This window comes from Streptomyces sp. NPDC058375, assembly GCF_042723425.1.
GTDB lineage: Bacteria > Actinomycetota > Actinomycetes > Streptomycetales > Streptomycetaceae > Streptomyces > Streptomyces durocortorensis.
This window is the reverse complement of record NZ_JBHXJG010000017.1, coordinates 17,006-35,349: the sequence shown is the minus strand read 5'-3', so window position 1 is coordinate 35,349 and position 18,344 is coordinate 17,006. Positions and strand designations below refer to the sequence as shown.

General features: G+C 72.3%; 15 protein-coding genes. 9 read left to right on the top strand and 6 right to left on the bottom strand.

What is annotated here, in order from left to right; genetic code table 11:
• On the top strand, positions 1-4,797 hold the full coding sequence (locus tag ACFWM7_RS05130; protein ID WP_383255255.1) for a putative T7SS-secreted protein: 4,797 nt from the start codon (positions 1-3) through the stop codon (positions 4,795-4,797).
• Positions 4,785-5,267, top strand: a complete 483-nt coding sequence (locus tag ACFWM7_RS05125; protein WP_383255253.1) for a hypothetical protein — start codon at positions 4,785-4,787, stop codon at positions 5,265-5,267. The genes ACFWM7_RS05130 and ACFWM7_RS05125 overlap by 13 nt, the downstream gene beginning before the upstream one ends.
• A 483-nt stretch (positions 5,268-5,750) precedes the next feature.
• Here ACFWM7_RS05125 and ACFWM7_RS05120 read toward each other — a convergent pair whose 3' ends face one another.
• On the bottom strand, positions 5,751-6,608 hold the full coding sequence (locus tag ACFWM7_RS05120; RefSeq protein WP_383255251.1) for a 3-hydroxybutyryl-CoA dehydrogenase: 858 nt from the start codon (positions 6,606-6,608) through the stop codon (positions 5,751-5,753).
• A 235-nt stretch (positions 6,609-6,843) separates the two neighbouring features.
• On the opposite strand from ACFWM7_RS05120, the gene ACFWM7_RS05115 reads away from it, so the two are divergent.
• The gene (locus tag ACFWM7_RS05115) at positions 6,844-8,118 is read left to right on the top strand and encodes a glycoside hydrolase family 10 protein (RefSeq protein ID WP_383255275.1); all 1,275 of its coding nucleotides are present in this window, start codon (positions 6,844-6,846) and stop codon (positions 8,116-8,118) included.
• Between the two features lie 337 nt (positions 8,119-8,455).
• Here the strand turns inward: ACFWM7_RS05115 and ACFWM7_RS05110 are convergent, their stop codons facing one another.
• Together ACFWM7_RS05110 and ACFWM7_RS05105 are read right to left on the bottom strand one after the other, a co-directional pair.
• Entirely contained in the window at positions 8,456-8,665 is a 210-nt protein-coding gene (locus ACFWM7_RS05110; RefSeq protein WP_383255249.1) for a DUF1918 domain-containing protein, read from the bottom strand.
• A gap of 47 nt (positions 8,666-8,712) precedes the next feature.
• Positions 8,713-9,744: a DMT family transporter gene (locus tag ACFWM7_RS05105; RefSeq protein WP_383255247.1), complete on the bottom strand. Its 1,032-nt coding sequence runs from the start codon at positions 9,742-9,744 to the stop codon at positions 8,713-8,715.
• Here ACFWM7_RS05105 and ACFWM7_RS05100 point away from each other — a divergent pair.
• From ACFWM7_RS05100 to ACFWM7_RS05085, 4 genes are all read left to right on the top strand, one after another.
• Positions 9,743-11,197, top strand: coding sequence for a PLP-dependent aminotransferase family protein (locus ACFWM7_RS05100; protein WP_383255244.1), 1,455 nt, complete (start codon positions 9,743-9,745; stop codon positions 11,195-11,197). The two genes, ACFWM7_RS05105 and ACFWM7_RS05100, sit on opposite strands and share 2 nt — an antisense overlap.
• Positions 11,198-11,258: 61 nt before the next feature.
• Complete coding sequence (locus tag ACFWM7_RS05095; RefSeq protein ID WP_383255243.1) at positions 11,259-11,834, top strand: histidine phosphatase family protein; 576 nt, start codon at positions 11,259-11,261, stop codon at positions 11,832-11,834.
• Between the two features lie 131 nt (positions 11,835-11,965).
• A complete protein-coding gene (locus ACFWM7_RS05090; protein WP_383255241.1) occupies positions 11,966-13,135 on the top strand; it encodes a serine hydrolase domain-containing protein in 1,170 nt (389 codons plus the stop codon).
• A 74-nt stretch (positions 13,136-13,209) separates the two neighbouring features.
• The gene (locus tag ACFWM7_RS05085) at positions 13,210-13,707 is read left to right on the top strand and encodes a peptidylprolyl isomerase (protein ID WP_383255239.1); all 498 of its coding nucleotides are present in this window, start codon (positions 13,210-13,212) and stop codon (positions 13,705-13,707) included.
• A 128-nt stretch (positions 13,708-13,835) separates the two neighbouring features.
• On the opposite strand, the gene ACFWM7_RS05080 is transcribed toward ACFWM7_RS05085, so the two are convergent.
• Complete coding sequence (locus tag ACFWM7_RS05080) at positions 13,836-14,237, bottom strand: DUF5997 family protein (protein WP_383255237.1); 402 nt, start codon at positions 14,235-14,237, stop codon at positions 13,836-13,838.
• A gap of 58 nt (positions 14,238-14,295) precedes the next feature.
• On the opposite strand from ACFWM7_RS05080, the gene ACFWM7_RS05075 reads away from it, so the two are divergent.
• On the top strand, positions 14,296-15,102 hold the full coding sequence (locus ACFWM7_RS05075) for a LysR family substrate-binding domain-containing protein (protein WP_383255235.1): 807 nt from the start codon (positions 14,296-14,298) through the stop codon (positions 15,100-15,102).
• Between the two features lie 123 nt (positions 15,103-15,225).
• On the top strand, positions 15,226-16,677 hold the full coding sequence (locus tag ACFWM7_RS05070) for a hypothetical protein (protein WP_383255233.1): 1,452 nt from the start codon (positions 15,226-15,228) through the stop codon (positions 16,675-16,677).
• On the opposite strand, the gene ACFWM7_RS05065 is transcribed toward ACFWM7_RS05070, so the two are convergent.
• Positions 16,588-17,586 (bottom strand): HEAT repeat domain-containing protein, encoded by a 999-nt coding sequence (locus ACFWM7_RS05065; protein WP_383255231.1) that lies wholly within the window; start codon positions 17,584-17,586, stop codon positions 16,588-16,590. The genes ACFWM7_RS05070 and ACFWM7_RS05065 overlap by 90 nt on opposite strands.
• A 3-nt stretch (positions 17,587-17,589) precedes the next feature.
• Positions 17,590-18,309 (bottom strand): HEAT repeat domain-containing protein, encoded by a 720-nt coding sequence (locus ACFWM7_RS05060; RefSeq protein WP_383255273.1) that lies wholly within the window; start codon positions 18,307-18,309, stop codon positions 17,590-17,592.
• Positions 18,310-18,344 lie beyond the last annotated feature (35 nt).

The window sequence follows — 18,344 nt, the reverse complement described above, 5'->3', positions numbered from 1 at the left end:
ATGGGCGTCGACGATTTCATCAGGGACATCACGCCCGACTCGGTCGAGGACGTGGTTGAGGACGGTGTGGAGTGGGCCGGCAACCGGGTCGAGGGCGCCGGGAACTGGACGGCGGACCGGCTGGACGACGTGGGCTGGGTATCCGGTTCGGACTGGGTGCGGGAGAAGTCGCGCTCGGTTGCGAACCGGATGGGCGCCGATGTCGACGAAATGGACCTCGGGCAGACCGAGGACAAGGCCAAGCTGGTGTACGGAAGCCCCAGCAAGCTCCATGCAACGGCGGAACAACTTCGCTCCTTTCAGAAGGCGTTCGACGACGCCGGGGGCGGGTTGAAGGGCCTCGACTCCTCGCGGCTGAAGGGTGAGACGGCCAATGCGCTGCGCGCGGCGGTGAGTACCCAGCCGCCGAAGTGGTTCACCGGCGCCGATGCCTTTGAGAAGGCGGCTGCCGCGCTGGAGGCGTTCGCCTACACCGTCACCTGGGCACAGAACCAGGCGCAGACGGCTATCGACATGTGGAAGGAAGGCGTCAAAGCCTCCCAGGACGCGGCCGACGGGCACCGCAAGCGGATCGACGACTACAACAAGGCCGTGAACCGCTACAACGCACAGGCCCCCGAGGAGCGCAACCCCGGCACTCTGCCGCCCTGCCCAGCGCCGACGTTCGACGACCCCGGCAAATCGATCATGCAGGACGCGCAGGAACTCCTCGCCCAGGCCCGCGAACAGCGGAACACTGCTGCGGAGACCGCCCGCAGCGCCGTCCGCGCCGCCCGGGACAAGGCCCCTGAGAAGCCCGCGTACGCACAACAGGTGGCCAGCGGCCTGCAGGAACTGCAGATCATCAACGACCACGTCGGCGGCGGCGTCATCAAGGGCACCGCAGGGCTGCTGAACTTCGTCCGGGGGATCAACCCGCTGGACCCGTACAACATCACTCACCCCGCTGAGTACGCCACCAGCCTCAACAGTCTGGCCGCCGGTCTGGTCGTCACCGCCAACGATCCGGTCGGCACCGGCAAGCAGATGATCAGCGACTTCATGAAGGATCCCGCGGAAGGGTTCGGCCGGCTGCTGCCCGACGCGGCCCTGACCGCGGCCACCGGCGGGGGCGGCGCCGTCGCCAAGGGTGTCCGCCTCGCCGCGGATATGGCGAAGGCCGCCCGGGCCCGTCGCCTGCTCGACAACGCCCCCAACGGTACCCACAACCGTCCCGACGGGCGCCGCGTCGTCGCCAACACCGATCCGGTCGACCTCGCATCGGGACGGATGTTCCTGCCCCAGACCGACCTGGTGCTGCCGGGAACCCTGCCGCTGGTCTTCACCCGCCGCACCGAGTCCGGTCTGCTGGCAGGCCGGTTCCTCGGCCCCTCTTGGACCTCCACCGTCGACGAGCGCCTGGAGATCGACGCTGCCGGCGTCGTCCACGTCACCGCCGACGGCCTCCTGATTCCCTATCCGCACCCCGCCCCAGGCACCCCGACCGAACCGGAGTCCGGGACCGCCCGCACACTGCTGGCCCGTGACGTGACCGGCGATTACACCGTCACCGATCCCGGCACGGGCTTGGTCTGTCACTTCACCGCCCCCGCCGACAGCGAACCGGGCGGCGACGGTGATGCCTGGCTGGACCGGGTCGAGGACCGCCACGGCAACGGGTGGGCCGTGGAACGTACCGAGAACGGCACCCCGCTCGCCCTGACCTGCTCTGCCGGGCGCCGGGTGGCTGTCACGGCGAGCGACGGTCGGGTCACGGCCCTGGCCCTGGTGGGAGCGGGAGAGAACGGGGCGGACCTGCCTCTGATGCGCTACGGCTACGAGGACGGAAACCTCACTTCCGTAGTCAAACCGTCCGGCGCCACCACCACCTTCGTCCACGACGACCGCCGCCGCGTCACCGCCTGGATCGACTCCAACAACAGCCGCTACGACTACACATACGACGACCGCGACCGGGTCATTGAGGAGGGCGGTCAGGCCGGGCACATCCAGATCACCCTCACCTACACCGAACCCGATCCGGACACAGGTCTTCGCACCACCACCCTCACCACGGCCGGCGGACGCACGACCCGGCACCGGATCGACCGCCACTGCCGGGTGGTGGCCACCACCGATCCGCTCGGCCACACCACCAGCTTCACCTACGACAACCGCGGCAACACCCTGACCCGCACCGATCCGCTGGGCCGCACCACCGCCTTCACCCACGACGAGGAAGGCCGCCTGCTCGCCGTCACCCGCCCCGACGGGAGCGAACTACGCACCGTGCGCGACCCGTCGGGTGCATCCACGGAATTCCGCGGGCCGGACGGCGCCCGCTGGCTCCAGGAATTCGACGAGCACGGCAGCCGAACCGCAGTCACCGACCCGGCCGGCGCCACCACCCGGTACGCCTACGACGGCCGGGGCAGGCTGACCACCGTCACCGACGCCCTCGGCGCCACCACCACCGTGCGCTGCGACGCCGCGGGGTTGCCGGTGGCAGTGACCGACCCGGCCGGCGGCACCACCCGCCTGGAGCGCGATGCTCTCGGCCGGATCGTGCGCACCGTCGACCCGATGGGCAGCGTGACCCGGGTCGTCCTGGACGAGGACGGCAATCTCGCCCGCCGTGTCGCCCCGGACGGTGCCGCCGAGTCGTGGACGTACGACGGAGAGGGCAACGCGCTCACCCACACCGGCCTGGCCGGCGGCATATCCCGCTTCGAGTACACACACTTCGACCTGCTCACCACCCGCACCGGACACGACGGCAGCCGCCACACGTTCGAGCACGACGCGGATCTGCGGTTGATCCGGGTCACCGGTCCACACGGCACCTGGTCCTATACGTACGACGCCGCCGGCCGGCTTGCTTCCGAGACGGACTTCGACGGCCGCACCCTGACCTACCGGTACGACGCCGCCGGGCAGCTCATCGCCCGGTCCGACGCCCTCGGCCGGACCGTGTCCTACATCTACGACCAGCTCGGCCAAGCGGTCCGCAAGGACGTGGCGGGCAAGGTGACCACCTACGCGTACGACCGGGCCGGGCGCCTGCTGCACGTGGCCGGACCGGACAGCGAGATCGTCTACGCATACGACCGGCGTGGCCGGACCAAGACTGAACTCGTCGATGGCCGTGCCATGAACTACTCCTACGACACCCTGGGCCGCCGGGCACGCCGCATCACCCCCACCGGCGCGGTCACCGAGTACGGCTACGACGCCGCCGGCCGTGCCGCCCGGATAACCAGCGGCGGACGCGAGATAGCCTTCACCCACGACGCGGCCGGCCGGGAACTCGAGCGCGTCTTCGGTGGATCCCTCACTCTGGCCTCCGCCTGGGACGAGGCCGGAAGGATCTGCGCGCAGCACCTGACGGTCGGGGACCGTTCCCTCAACCGCCGGAACTACGCCCACCGCGCCGACGGCCACCTCACCTCCGTGACCGACGATCTGTCAGGTTCCCGCACCTTCGATCTGGACGCGTCCGGACGGGTCACCGGAGTCCATGCCGAGGAGTGGACCGAGCGTTACGCCTACGACGCCGCCGGCAACCAGACGGCGGCCTGCTGGCCCGATTCACACCCCGGCCACGACGCCACCGGCCCTCGCTCCTACACCGGAACCTCCGTCACCAGGGCGGGCAAGGTCCGCTTCGAACACGACGCCCTCGGCCGCGTGACCTTGCGCCAAAGAACCCGTCTGTCACGCAAGCCCGACACCTGGCGCTATGAATGGGACGCGGAGGATCGTCTCGTCGCCGTGGTCACACCCGACGGCACCCGCTGGCGCTACCTATACGACCCCTTGGGCCGCCGCACCGCGAAACAGCGCCTCGCCGACGACGGCGAGAGCGTCGCAGAGGAGGTCCGCTTCTCCTGGGACGGCACGACCCTGTGCGAACAGACCGTCCACACACAGGGCCAGCCACACATGGTCGCCCTCACCTGGGACCACCGCGGCCTGGTCCCGCTGTCCCAGACGGAACGCCTCCTCACCCCGGACACTCGGCAGGAGGAGATCGACCGCCGGTTCTTCGCCATAGCCACCGACCTCGTGGGAACGCCCACCGAACTGGTCGACGAGTACGGCGAGATCGCCTGGCGTGCCAGAAGCACCCTCTGGGGCACCACTGCTTGGGCCCGCTCCAGTACGGCCTACACCCCGCTGCGTTTCCCCGGCCAGTACTACGACCCGGAGACCGGTCTCCACTACAACCTCTTCCGCCACTACGACCCGGAGACCGGCCGCTACACCTCCCCGGACCCACTCGGCCTCGGCCCCGCGCCAAATCCGGTCGCCTATGTGCACAATCCGTTCACCGTCTGCGACCCCCTCGGGCTATCGCCGTACTCGCGGTTCAAAGGCCTGGGCTGGCTGACGGACAAGCTGCTTGAACGCCCGTCATACCGGTACCAGCGGCTCGTCACCGACCAGAGCTACGAGCAGCAATGGATCCTGCCGGACGGCCGGGAGGTCCACGTCGACGGAGGCCCGCGGGACGGCTGGATCACGGAGGCGAAGTGGACCGGCGGTGACAACCTCGGTGAATGGAAGAAGTCCCCGTACAACCCCGATTTCAAGCATTACAACGAGAGCCGGATTGTCGCGCAGGCAGACAAGCTGCTCGCCCTCAACGAGGACCTGGGAGGCAAGGGAGTCCGCTATATGGTGTCCAATGAATGGGGTGCCGCGCATGTGAACGAAGTGCTGTCCAAGGCCTTCCCCGAGGCCTACGCCAGCGGGCAGCTGAAGGCGTATCACGTGCCCGGCAACGGCATGAGTGGAATGAGTTCATGGCTGAAGTGATCGCAATGCTGGAAGAGCTCAGGAGCATCACCCCGCTGACCGCCGAGGCTGCGGCGGCGCGGTTCGCGGCTCAGGAGTGGACGCCCGGGAGCAAGGTCCGTGACGGTGTGGAGACGTCGTGGGACAAGGGCAGCGTCGGGGGCTGGATCCAGACGTTCGGCGGTGGGGCGGTCAGCGTCTCGTTCTTCGTCTGGATCCGCGACGTCGACGAGTCGGGCTACTTTGACGACGTGGAAGCCGTCTACGAGGAGGGGGAGCAGGTGCTGGCCGACTTCCTCCCCGAGATCGAGGGATCCTCTCTTGCCGGCTACCTCGTCGAGGCCGAGGTGACGGAGGCGGACAGGGACGAGTTCATCAAGCTGAAGAAGTGGACCCTTGGCGCCCGGATTCTGACTGCCGGTGTGATCCAGCAGGACGCCGATCTTCCGGTGATGGTCATGGTGGTGCTGGAGGATCCCGGCGCTGCCTGACTGAGCCCGTACGCCAGGGCGCCCGCGTCTCCACCCGATGCCAGTCAGTCAGTGAGGGCGAAGGGGGGCGCGGACCCCTCTGGGCATGCCGACACGGGAGAACATGAGCGCACCCAACCAGTGCCTCTGGACGGGCGAAACAACATCTGGCGGCACTCCCGGGCACGGTGTGTCAGGACCGCTCGTGTACTCGCAATGCGTAGGTCCAAGGTCCGAGTCGCAGGGACTTTTCAGGGACTTTCAGCTCTGTCGGAGGGACATCCGAGGGAGTTTTCGCAGTACAAGCACGGAAGGCTGCGACAGCGCTGAAAGGCCCCGGGCTTCGGGCCCACGCATCCGCGCCGTCGCTTCATAGCGCTCCGGCACGGGGTCGGGTCGGCAGTGAAAGACGAGGCTCTTTCTGAGCCGCACACGGCCCTGACCCCGGGGAACGTGCCCCGGGCGGGCCGGTCGGCGTGAGCGCCGGGCCCGCCCGGAGGACGGTCAGTAGGCGTAGAAGCCCGACCCCGTCTTGCGGCCGAGGCGGCCCGCGTCGACCATGCGCTGGAGCAGCGGGGGAGCGGCGTACAGCGGCTCCTTGTACTCGGCGTACATCGAGTCCGCGACGGAGGCCACGGTGTCCAGGCCGATCAGGTCGGCCAGCTTGAGCGGGCCCATCGGGTGGGCGCAGCCCATCTCCATGCCGTTGTCGATGTCCTCGCGGCTGGCGATGCCCGACTCGAACATGCGGATCGCGGAGAGGAGGTACGGGATCAGCAGCGCGTTCACGACGAACCCGGAGCGGTCCTGGGCGCGGATCGGGTGCTTGCCGAGCACGTCCTGCACGACGGCCTCGGCGCGCGCGATCGTCTCGTCCGAGGTGGTCAGCGCCGGGATCAGCTCGACGAGCTTCTGCACCGGGGCCGGGTTGAAGAAGTGGATGCCGATGACCCGGTCCGGGCGCGAGGTGGCGACGGCCAGCTTCACCAGCGGGATCGAGGAGGTGTTGGAGGCCAGGACCGCGTCCTGCCGGGTCACCACCTGGTCGAGCACCTGGAAGATCTCGGTCTTCACCTGCTCGTTCTCCACGACGGCCTCGATGACGAGATCGCGGTCGGCGAACTCCCCGAGGTCGGTGGTGAAGCTCAGCCGGCCGAGGGTCTCGTCCCGCTCCTCCGCGCTGATCTTGCCGCGTTCGGCGGCCTTGGAGAGGGAGTTGTGCAGACGGGTGCGGCCGATCTCCAGCGCTTCGCCGGTGGTCTCGGCGACCTTCACTTCGAGGCCGCTGCGCGCGCACACCTCCGCGATACCTGCGCCCATCTGGCCACAGCCCACCACTCCGACGCGTGCAATGTCGGCCATAAGGTCCGTCACCTCGTGCCTTTCGCTGTTCTCCGTATCGCAGGGCCCCGTGTGATTCCGGTGCCCGCCTCGACCCCACGACGTTACTCCGAATGCCGACGTGGTCGTCCTGCGGGTCGCGGCCGCTACGGATGGGCATGATGCGGTTACGTAGAGCAATCGGAGCCGGATGTGGGACGTGGCGGAGAGAGGCGGGTCAGGGATGCGGCGTACGAGTGTGGCGAGAAGGGCGTTCGTGCTGAGCGCGGCCGGACTGCTGGCGGCGATGACGACGGCCGGTGACGCGGTGGCCTCGCAGGCGGGGAGGAGGAGAGGCGGCGGGCGGCCGGAGGCCGCGGCGGGGCAGGTGCGCGGCATGTGGATCGCCACGATCGCAAACATCGACTGGCCGTCCAAACCGGGACTCACGGCGGCGCGGCAGGAGGCCGAGCTGTTCGCGTACCTGGACCGCGCGGTCGAGCTGCGGCTCAACACGGTGGTGCTCCAGGTCCGGCCGACCGCCGACGCCCTGTGGCCCTCGCCGTACGAGCCGTGGGCCGCCTGTCTCACCGGTACGCAGGGCGAGGATCCGGGCTGGGATCCGCTCGGCACGGCGGTGCGCGCGGCGCACGACCGGAGCCTGGAGCTGCACGCCTGGTTCAACCCGTACCGGGTGGCGAACCACACGGACCCGTCGCGCCTGATCGCCTCCCACCCGGCCCGGAAGCACCCGAGCTGGGTCGTGCCGTACGGCGGGAAGCTCTACTACAACCCCGGGCTGCCGGAGGTCCGCCGATTCGTCCAGGACGCGATGCTGGACGCCGTGCGGCGCTACGACATCGACGCGGTGCACTGGGACGACTACTTCTACCCGTATCCGGTGGCCGGGCAGACCTTCGACGACGACGCGGAGTTCGAGCGGTACGGCGGCGGCTTCGCCGACCGGGCGGCCTGGCGGCGCGACAACATCGACCGGCTCGTGCGCGAGACGGGGGAGCGGATCCGTGCGGTCAAGCCGCACGTCCGCTTCGGCATCAGCCCGTTCGCGGTCTGGCGCAACAAGGAGACCGATCCGCTGGGGTCGGACACGAGGGCGGGCGTGCAGACCTACGACGACCTGTACGCCGACACCCGTAAGTGGGTCAGGGAAGGCTGGATCGACTACATCTGCCCGCAGATCTACTGGCATCTCGGCCAGACCGCCGCTGACTACGCCAAGGTCCTCGCCTGGTGGAGCGCGACCGTCCGCGGCACGGGCGTGGAGCTGTACGTGGGGGAGGCGCTGTACAAGGCGGGCGACCCGGCCCAGGCCGAGGCCTGGCAGAACCCGGCGGAGCTTTCGCGCCACCTCACCCTCGCCGGGGACCACGAGGAGGTGGGCGGCCATGTGTTCTTCTCCGGGAAGAGCGTGATGGCGGACCGCATCGGGGCGATGCGCCGCGTGGTGGCCGACCACTACACGGACCGGGTCCGGCTCTACCCGGACCGGGGCCGCGCCCGGTCATCCCGCAGGCACTCGGGAATGGGGTGAGCTGCCCGGGGCCGGGGGCCGGGGGCCGGGGGCCGAGCATCAGGTTGAGCCGGCGGCACCGGGCCTCGGGGGGAGCTGCCCGGGGCCGGGTCTTGGGTTGAGCCGCTCGGGGTCGCACCTCGGGGTGAGTCGCCCGGAGTCGGGCCTCGGGTTGTGCCGTCGGCGCCGGGCCTCGGCGTGAGCTGCCCAGGTCCGGCCCTCGGTATGAGCTGCCCGTGCCCGGCCCTCGGCGTGAGCCGCCGGCGCCGGGCCTCGGCGTGAGCCGCCGGCGCCGGAGGGCCAGGATCCTGCTGCGCGGTCCCGGCCCTCCGGCGCCGCCGTCCGCGTCGCGCCGCGGCTACCGTGCCTGTCCGTCCTTCGGCGTCTCCATGTGCTGGACGACGCTGTCGGGGCCCGGTGACATCAGATGTTCGTGGCCGTCGTCGAAGCGGAGCCGGTACGGGGGCGCGCCCCCGTCGCCGAGCACCTCGATGATCTCGGCGACCCGGTCGTGCTGTCCCACGGTCCTGCCGTGCATCAGCAGTCGGTCGCCCGCGTGTGCCTCCATCGGGAGCGCCCTCCTCACAGGGGGAGACGGTGTCCGTGTCGACAAGTCTATGACCGTACGGGCCGGGATTCCCGTCCTGCGCGGCGGCCGGCCCGCTGGGTCGCGGCGATGCAGACGAGCACGGCCCCCGCCGCGACCGGAGCCGCGGCCGAGACCTCCTCGCCGAGCAGGAGGAAGGACCACACGAGCGTCAGCAGCGGCTGGGCGAGCTGGAGCTGACTCGCGCGGGCCACACCGATCGCCGCCATGCCCCGGTACCAGACGTACAGCCCGAGGAAGGTCGACCCGGCGGCGACCCAGACCAGGCCGAGGACGCCGTGGGCGTTCAGGTGCACGGGTTCGAGCGGCAGGGCCACCAGGCTGCCCGCCACCGCGAGCGGCAGGCACAGGACCAGCGCCCAGCCGATCACCTGCCACCCCGGCATCACCCGGGCCAGCCTGCCGCCCTCGGTGTACCCGGCCGCGCAGACCAGCAGCGCGCCGAACAGATACAGGTCGCCGGAGGCGAGCGCGCCGCCGCTCTGCTGCACGGTGAAGCCGATCACCACGGCCGCCCCGGCAAGGGCCGCGACCCAGAACGTGCGCGAGGGCCGCTCACCGGTGCGCACGGACCCCAGGACCGCTGTCGTCAGCGGCAGCAGGCCCACGACCACGGCCGCGTGCGAGGTGGTGGAGGTCTGCAGGGCCAGCGTCGTCAGCAGGGGGAAGCCCACCACCACCCCGCCCCCGACGACCGCGAGCCCCGCCCAGTGCCGCCGCGCGGGCAGCGGGACGCGGGCGGCCAGCAGCACCCCGCCCGCGACCAGGGCGGCGAGCACACTGCGCAGGGCGACCAGGGACCAGGGGCCGAAGCTCTCCAGACCCCAGGCCGTGGCCGGAAAGGTGAGTGAGAACGCCACGACGCCGAGCCCGGCGAGCACGGTGCCGCTCCGGCCGGCCGAGAATCCTGGCGCGGGGCCCGTGGCCCCCGGCCCGTCCGCGACCGCTGTCCGGGCGGCCGCCCCGGCGGCCCGCGGAGTGACGGCCGGATCGGAGACCGCTATCGATGATGACGGGGTAGCGCTATCCTGTGCTCTCATGCAAGAGCGTAGCAGCGTTGCCGAACTGGTCGTTTCCCTGCGGACCGAGCTCAACCGCTACTCACCCGGTGGAAAGCTGCCCTCCAGTCGTGCCCTGGTCGAACGGTTCCGGGTCAGCCCCGTCACCGTCTCCCGCGCCATCGCCCAGCTCGCCGCCGAGGGGCTCGTCACCACCCGCCCCGGCTCCGGCGCCTTCCGGGCGGAGCCCCGCGCCGCACTGCCCGCCCCGGGCGACACGTCCTGGCAGGAGGTGTCGCTGAGCGGCGACGGCGGACCCGAAGTCGTGCCCCGTACGGTCGACGCCTCCGGCGTGCTGGTCACCCTCGCCGCCCCGCCGGCCGGCGTTATCGAGTTCAACGGCGGCTACCTCCACGCCTCGCTCCAGCCCGAGCGTGCCCTCTCCGCCGCCCTGGCCCGCGCGGGCCGCAGGCCGGGAGCCTGGGGCCGCCCCCCGACGGATGGGCTGCCCGAGCTGCGGTCCTGGTTCGCCCGCGAGATCGGCCCCACCGTCTCCGCCGCCGACGTCCTGATCACCGCGGGCGGCCAGAGCGCCCTGGCCACCGCCCTGCGCGCGCTCGCCCCGCCCGGCGCCCCGGTCCTCGTGGAGTCGCCGACCTACCCCGGCATGCTCGCCGCCGCCCGCGCCACCGGACTGCGCCCCGTCCCCGTGCCCATGGACGCCGACGGGGTGCGCCCCGAGCTGCTCGCCGACGCGTTCCGGGCCACCGGCGCCCGGGTCTTCGTCACCCAGCCGCTCTTCCAGAACCCCACCGGGGCCACCCTCGCCCCCGCCCGCCGCCCCGAGATCCTGGCCATCGCGCGGGCGGCTGGGGCATTCGTGGTCGAGGACGACTTCGCCCGGCGGCTCGTCCACGACGACGCCGGACCGCTCCCCGCGCCGCTGGCCGCCGACGACCCCGACGGCGTCGTCGTCCACGTCTGCTCGCTGACCAAGGTCACCTCGCCCAGCCTCCGGGTCGGCGCGCTGGCCGCCCGCGGCCCGGTGCTGGAACGCCTGCGGGCCATCCAGGTCGTCGACAGCTTCTTCGTCCCCCGCCCGCTCCAGGAAGCCGCCCTGGAACTCGTCGGCTCCCCGTCCTGGGGCCGCCACCTGGCCGCCGTCGCCACCGAACTGCGCCACCGGCGTACGGCCATGGCCACCGCCCTCTTCGACGCGCTGCCGGAACTCGTGCTGCCGCATCTGCCGGCGGGCGGCGGCAGCCTCTGGCTCCGGCTCCCGGGCGGCGGCGCGGGAGGGGGCGCCGACGAGCCGGCCGTCGTCTCGGCCGCCCTGCGCGCCTCGGTCGCCATCGCCCCCGGCCGCCCCTACTTCTGCGCCGAGCCCCCGGCCGGACACGTCCGCCTGAGCTTCGCCGCGGTCTCCGGAGCGGCCGAGATCGCGGAGGGCGTCCGCCGCCTCCGTACCGCTTTCGACGGCCTCCCGAGCAGCTGAGGCGGCGTCATGGCGCACACGCCCTCTTGACCAAACAGGCGTTCGGCACCACGATCCCGCCATGACGCTTCGGGTCACCCTGGTCGCAGCGGCGCGCAGCTCCTCCCGGCTGGCCGAACGCTTCGACGACGACCGGCCGCTCGACCAGGCCGGCTGGCACGAGGTGCAGCTCGTCGCCCACACGCTCGTCCCGCTCGGCGCCGCCGAACTGCGCTACTGCTCGCCCACCCCGCGCAGCCGCGCCACCGGGGACGCCCTCGGCTTCGCCCCGATGGCACAACCCGCCCTGCGCGACTGCGACATGGGCCGCTGGCGGGGGCTGACCCTGGGCGAGGTCACCGCCCGCGAACCGGCCGCCGTGGACCGCTGGCTCGCCGACCCGCGCAGCGCCCCGCACGGCGGCGAGTCGATGCTCGGCTTCATCGGCCGGGTGGGCGGCTGGCTGGACACCCGCCCCGCCGACGACGGCCTCGTCGTCGCGGTCGCCGAACCCGCCGTGATCCGGGCCGCCCTCGTCTACGCCCTGAACGCCCCGCCCGCCACGTACTGGAACGTCGACGTCCGCCCCCTGTCGACCATCACGCTGACCGGCCTGCCGGGCCGCTGGAGCCTGAGCCTGGAGGCAGGCATCCGTTGACCGGCGCGGGGCCCGGGGGTCTTCCGGGCCTCCCGGGCACCCCCTTCCCTCCGGTCCGACCAGTCGGTACGTTGCGGGGGCATCCGGTTCCGCCGCCGGACGCGCGCCCGCGACGAGGACGAGGAGGCCCCGTGCCGCAGATCCACGGCCACTGTGACGACCGGTTCGCCGGAGTCCGGGACGCCTTCGAGGAGAACTTCACGGAGCGCGGCGAACTCGGCGCGGCGGTGACCGTCCTGGTCGACGGCGAAGCGGTGGTGGACCTCTGGGGCGGCTGGGCCGACGCCGCCCGCACCCGCCCCTGGGAGCGGGACACCGTGGTCAACGTCTGGTCCACGGGCAAGGGCCCGACCGCCCTGTGCGCCCATGTCCTGGCCGACCGGGGCCTGCTCGACCTCGACGCCCCGGTCGCCGCGTACTGGCCGGAGTTCGCCGCGAACGGCAAGGAATCCGTCCTCGTACACCATCTCCTCTCGCACCGCTCCGGAGTAGCCGGGCCCGACACCCCGCTCACCCTGGAGGAGTTGTACGACTGGGAGACGGCCTGCGCCAAGCTCGCCGCCACCGCCCCCTGGTGGGAGCCGGGAACCCGGTCCGGCTACCACGCGATCAGTTACGGATTCCTCGTCGGCGAAGTGGTCCGCCGGATCACCGGGCTGCGGCCCGGGGCGTTCCTCCGCCAGGAGATCACCGGACCGCTCGGCATCGACTTCACCTTCGGCCTCCCGGAGAGCGAGACCCACCGCCTCGCCGAACTCGTCCAGGAACGCCCCGACCGGGCCGCCCAGGCGGCCCTCCTGGACCGGATGACCCCCGTCGCCGTCGCCTCCCTGCTCAACCCGCCCACCGGCCGGGCCGCCGCCAACACGCCCGCCTGGCGGGGAGCGGAGATCCCCGCCGCCAACGGCCACGGCACCGCCCGCGCGGTCGCCGAGCTCTACGGGATCCTGGCCGGACGCGGCAGTCTCGGCGGCCGCCGGATCCTCTCCGAGAAGGCCGCGGCCCGGGTCGGGGAGGGGCAGGGGGCCTGCCGCGATCTCGTCCTCGGCGACGGCTTCGCCCACGAGACGGAGCTCGGCCTCGGCCTCTGGCTGAGCGGAGCGAACCGCTCCTACGGCCCCGACCCGCGCGCGCTCGGCCACGACGGCGCGGGCGGCTCCTGCGGCCTGGCCGACCCGGATGCCTCGATCGCCCTCGGCTACGTCATGAACCGGATGGGCTCCCGGCTCGCCGACGACCCGCGCAAGACGGCCCTGGTGAACGCCGTGTACGCGGCCCGCGGGGAGAGCGCCGGGAGGTGAGCGGAGCGGGACGTCCGACGTGCCGAACCAACCCGGGTTTCCCCTGTGGTTGCCAGGAATGTGAGGATGTCACCATGACAACCAAGGTCTACTTCGACATCACCATCGACAATGCGCCCGCAGGACGGATCACGTTCAACCTGTTCGACGACGTCGTCCCGAAGACGGCGGAGAACTTCCGCGCGCTCGCCACCGGCGAGAAGGGCTTCGGCTACGCCGGCTCGTCCTTCCACCGCGTCATCACGGACTTCATGCTCCAGGGCGGCGACTTCACTCGCGGCGACGGCACCGGCGGCAAGAGCATCTACGGCGAGAAGTTCGCCGACGAGAACTTCAAGCTCAAGCACGACCGCGTGGGCCTGCTCTCGATGGCCAACGCCGGCCCGAACACCAACGGTTCGCAGTTCTTCGTCACCACGGTGCTCACCCCGTGGCTGGACGGCAAGCACGTGGTCTTCGGCGAGGTCGCCGACGAGGACAGTATGGCCCTCGTCCGCAAGATCGAGGCGCTCGGCTCCCCGAGCGGCCGCACCAGCGCCAAGGTCACCATCGCCGAGTCCGGCGTTCTCTGACCGAACCGGTTCCCCACGGGCCCGTGGCAGGACCGTTCCACCGGCGTACGCGTACGTGTACGTATCGGAGGAGCGGACCGGCCGCGGGCCCGCGGCATGCGCCCGCCCGCTGGCGGAGAGGCCGAGACCTACCGCTGGTCGCCTGACTGCGCGGCCCGCTCGGCGTTGCGCTCCTTGATGCGAGCGGTCTCCTTGCGCACCTCGGCCTGCGTGGCGCGCTCCTTCTGGAGCCACTCGGGCATCTCGTCCTTGAGCGCGTCGATCTGCTCGGTGGTGAGCGGCTCGGTGACCCCGCCGCGGGCGAGCCCGGCGATGGAGATGCCGAGCTTCGCGGCGACGACGGGGCGGGGGTGCGGGCCGGTGCGGCGCAGCTCCACCAGCCAGGCGGGCGGGTCGGTCTGGAGGGCGTTGAGCTCGGTGCGGGAGACGGCACCCTCCTGGAACTCGGCGGGGGTGGCCTGGAGGTACACACCCAGCTTCTTCGCCGCCGTGGCGGGCTTCATGGTCTGGGCGGTCTTGTGCGACGTCATGGGTCCAGGGTATCGACCATGGGACATACCTCCGACCACCGACCGGTAGCCTGGTTCCGTGACAGGCTCGGACATCCCCTCATCCTTCAGGCTCGCGTACGTCCCCGGCGTGACGCCCACCAAGTGGGTGAGGGTCTGGCACGAGCGGCTGCCCCACACCGCCCTCGAACTCGTCCAGGCCACCGCATCCGATGCCCCGGGACTCCTGGTGGACGGCGCCGCCGACGCCGGTCTCGTACGGCTCCCGGTCGACCGGAACGTCCTGAGCGCGATCCCTCTCTACACCGAGACGACCGTCGTCGTGATCCCCAAGGACCACGTGGCGACCGCCGCGGAAGAGGTGTCGCTCGCCGAGCTGTCCGACGAGGTCGTGCTGCACCCGCTGGACGACGTCCTCGACTGGGAGACCGAGACCCTGCCCGGCCGCCCCGCCGTCGAGCGCCCGGCCACCACGGCGGACGCGATCGAGCTGGTCGCGGCGGGCATCGGCGTCCTCCTCGTCCCGCAGTCCCTGGCCCGGCTCCACCACCGCAAGGACCTCACCTACCGCCCGGTCCAGGAGGCGCCCGAGTCGCGGGTCGCCCTGTCCTGGCCCGAGGCGGAGGAAACCCCCGCCCTGGTGGAGGAGTTCATCGGGATCGTCCGGGGGCGCACGGTCAACAGCACCCGTGGCCGCGCGGCCACCCCGCAGCGCCCCACGGCGAAGGCCAAGGACAAGGCCAAGGAGAAGTCCAAGGGCAAGAGGGCCGGCACGGGCGGCGGGTCGGGCGGCGGGCGGAACAAGCCCGCGGCGGGCCGGAAGCCCTCGTCGGGCGGCCGGGCCGGCGGTCAGAGCGGCAAGCGCGGAAAGCCGCGCGGCCGGTAGCGCACCGGGGCGGTCGGGCCGCGGAGGTTCCCGGCGGACACCTCCGGGGACGACCGGAACGCCACCCGGCGGCGGTTCTCTCGTTGATGAGGCAACCGCCGTACGCAGGGGAGCGCCCGACCGATGCCGAACATCCGCAGAACCCAGCACCTTGGCCTCATCGGGATGGTGCTCATCGCCGTGGCCTTCGCCGGCCTCCAGCTGACCGCGGTCACCGGGCGGGCCTCGCCCGACACGAAGAACTACCTCTCCTACGCCCTGAGCCTCAGCGGTGACAGCCGGGAGGAGGCGGGCCGCAGGGCCATCGCCTACTCCTGCGCCAGCGGGCAGCACGCACCCCTGGAGGCCATCCCCTGGACCAGCAGGAAGACCGCGGGGGAGTCGGAGGAGAGTTGCGTGCGCCGGCTGAACGACTCGGTCGCGTACTGGTCCCGCCACGGCAACACGTCCGGGATGACCGCGCCGTTCGCCAACCACCGGTTCATGGCCATCTTCGAGGCCAGGCCCGGCTATCCGCTGTTCCTGGTCCCCTTCGTGGCGGTCTTCGGCGCCACCTGGGGCCTCTGGCTCGCCGGACTCGTCGTCGCGCTGGCCGGAAGCGTCTGCGTCCTGCTCACCCTCCGGGCGGCGGGCGCTTCCCGGCGCGCCGGTCTGGCCGGGCAGGCCCTGTACCTCGCCCTGCCCACCGGCACCGTCGCCATGAACCCCCTGAGCGACGGGCTCTCCCTGGCGCTCGGCACGGCGGTCGTCCTCGGCTGCACCCTGCTGCTGCGGGACCGGCCCCGTACGGGCGCGGGATCCGGATCCGGTACGAGCGCCGGGCAGGGCACGGCGACCGGGCAGGGCACGGCGACCGGGCAGGGCGCGGCGACCGGGTGGGGCGCGGCGGCCCGGCAGGGCGCGGCAGGGCCTCGCACGGGGGCGGCGCTCGTCGCGGGCGGCCTCGCCCTGATGTTCCTCGTCCGCTACTCGCAGGCACTGCTGCTGGCGGCCGCCCTCGCGGGCGTCTTCCTGGCCCGGTCCGGTTGGCTCCGCCTGAAGCGCCGGCCGATCACCCCCGTACTCCGGGCGGCCGGACTGTGCGGTGCGCTGGCGGCGTCCATCTACGCGGGGGCGCATCTGCTGGGGTGGCCCATGGGCCAGGACAGCGCCCAGGACCTGCTGACCCACCACTACCAGCGGCCCGATCTGCCCAACCCCTGGCCCGAGTTCTTCGTACAGGAGGGGGTCTTCTGGTCGGCGTGGCTGCGGCGCCAGGCCACCTATCCCGTGCTCCCCGTCCTGCTCGCGCTCTCGGCCTGGGCGCTGCTGCGGCGGCGCTCCGTCGTGCTGCCGATCGCCCTGGCGGCAGGGGCGGCGGGCCTCCTCAACCAGGCGGGCCACCCGAATCTGGCCCAGCTGTACGGCTACCGCCTCATCGTGTTCGTCTGGCTGCTGCCGGTCCTGGCGATCCCGCTGCTGCTGGACCGGCCGGTCCGGGGTTCCTCACCCGTCCCCGCGCAGTCGGAGAAGGTAGGCGGCGGTCAGCGCGACGGCACGGTCGGCGTCGCCCAGCAGCTCCGCGAGGGCGCGTGAGGCGGTGGGCCCCGGGATGCCCGCCAGCGGCTGGGTCAGCCGCCCGCGCGCGGCCTGCCCGGTGGTGTCCTGGCCGAGGCGGCCGACGAGGAGGGACGCGATCCGGCCCGCCGCCGCGTCGTCCCCGGCCAGGACGCTCAGCGCGTCGGCCGCGTCGGTGTCGTTCCTTCCCGCCACGACCATGTCGACGAGGGCCGGGATCGCGTCGGCCTCGCCCTGTGCCCCGAGCGCCAGAGCCGCTCGGCCGCGGACCACGGCGTCGGGGCTCGCGAGGGCGTCCCGCAGCAGCGCGGTGGCCTCGTCGCCGGGCAACTCCGCGAGGGACCTGACGGCACGTTCCCGCACCTCCGGCACCGGTGAGCCGAGCCCCTCCGCCAACAGCGCCGCACCGCTGTCGCCCGCTCGTGCCAGGGCCCAGCGGAGGGCCCCGGCGACGTACGGGTCGCTCTCGCCGAGTGCCGCCTGGGCCAGCGCCTCCACCGGAACCTCGTCGACCGAGGCGAGGGCCGCGCGCTGGCGGTCGCCGGCGCTCCGGGATCCCAGGGCCCGCAGGAGCGCGAGGACCTGGAGGACGTCCTCCCAGGCGGCCGGACCGGCGGCGTGGACGCGATGCAGCCGGGTGAGCAACTCGGTCTCCGCCGCGATGCGTTCGCGCGTCCGGCGGATGAGGTCGTCGACGAGCGCCGCGGGCGTGAAGCCGGGATCGTCGAGGGCGCGCCCGATCTCCCGCAGCGACAGCCCCACCGCGCGCAGGCTCTCGATGTGGAAGATCCGCCGGATGTCCTCATCGGCGTACTCCCGGTAGCCGGCCCCGGTGCGACCGGAGGGCCGGACCAGGCCCAGCGACTCGTAGTGCCGGAGCATGCGGGCGCTGACGCCGGACCGCCGGGCGACCTCACCGATCAACACGCTTTACGATCCTTCCTCGCCGGAGCCGCCGGAGCCGCCGGAGCCGCCGGAGCCGCCGGAGCCGCCCGCCCCGCCGAGGGCCACGACGCGCTTGGCCTCCTCCAGGGCGAAGGCGAATCCGGTGTCCGGGTCGCGCCGCATCCGTTGCGTGGCGAGCGCGTGCGCCCGTACGCCCCGGCCGGGGGCCCTCGTCGCCCCGTCCAGGGCCGACGCCATCACGTCCCCCAGGGCGATCAGCGCCCGGCTGAGGCTCAGCTGCGTCTCGCGCCCACCGCGCCCGAGCTGCGTCACCAGCACCCCCGCCAACGCGGCGCCCTCCCCCTCCGGCACGAGCAGGACCGCTGCCCGCCAGGCACTCCGCGCCACCTCGTCGTCCGCATCGGTCAGAAGCGCCCGGGTGATCGCGGGCCACGCCCGCGGATCCCCGACCTTGGACAGGGTGTGCAGCGCCTGGCTCCGCGCCTGCGGACGCTCCGAGCGCACCTCACGCAGCAGCCGGGGCAGGGTGTCGGAGACCGGGTGGCGGGTGAGCGCCCAGGTCAGCATGTCCCGGACGAAGAACTCCGGCTCGACCGCGCTCCGCTCGATCAGCGGGTCCACGAAACGCGGGTCCGGCGTCGAGCCGATCGCCAGAGCAGCCCGCAGCCGCACCGACGAACGCTCGTCCCGCAACGCCTGGAGCGCCCGTACTTCACTCGTCCCGTGCTGTCCCGTGACCGTCATCGAGACCACCTCCTCGGCGCACAGTGAAGAGCTTG

Coding starts and splice junctions, on each gene's coding strand:
- ACFWM7_RS05130 (WP_383255255.1), top strand. CDS start 1: ATGGGCGTCGACGATTTCATCAGGGACATCACGCCCGACTCGGTCGAG.
- ACFWM7_RS05125 (WP_383255253.1), top strand. CDS start 4,785: ATGGCTGAAGTGATCGCAATGCTGGAAGAGCTCAGGAGCATCACCCCG.
- ACFWM7_RS05120 (WP_383255251.1), bottom strand. CDS start 6,608: ATGGCCGACATTGCACGCGTCGGAGTGGTGGGCTGTGGCCAGATGGGC.
- ACFWM7_RS05110 (WP_383255249.1), bottom strand. CDS start 8,665: ATGGAGGCACACGCGGGCGACCGACTGCTGATGCACGGCAGGACCGTG.
- ACFWM7_RS05100 (WP_383255244.1), top strand. CDS start 9,743: ATGCAAGAGCGTAGCAGCGTTGCCGAACTGGTCGTTTCCCTGCGGACC.
- ACFWM7_RS05105 (WP_383255247.1), bottom strand. CDS start 9,744: ATGAGAGCACAGGATAGCGCTACCCCGTCATCATCGATAGCGGTCTCC.
- ACFWM7_RS05095 (WP_383255243.1), top strand. CDS start 11,259: ATGACGCTTCGGGTCACCCTGGTCGCAGCGGCGCGCAGCTCCTCCCGG.
- ACFWM7_RS05085 (WP_383255239.1), top strand. CDS start 13,210: ATGACAACCAAGGTCTACTTCGACATCACCATCGACAATGCGCCCGCA.
- ACFWM7_RS05080 (WP_383255237.1), bottom strand. CDS start 14,237: ATGACGTCGCACAAGACCGCCCAGACCATGAAGCCCGCCACGGCGGCG.
- ACFWM7_RS05070 (WP_383255233.1), top strand. CDS start 15,226: ATGCCGAACATCCGCAGAACCCAGCACCTTGGCCTCATCGGGATGGTG.
- ACFWM7_RS05060 (WP_383255273.1), bottom strand. CDS start 18,309: ATGACGGTCACGGGACAGCACGGGACGAGTGAAGTACGGGCGCTCCAG.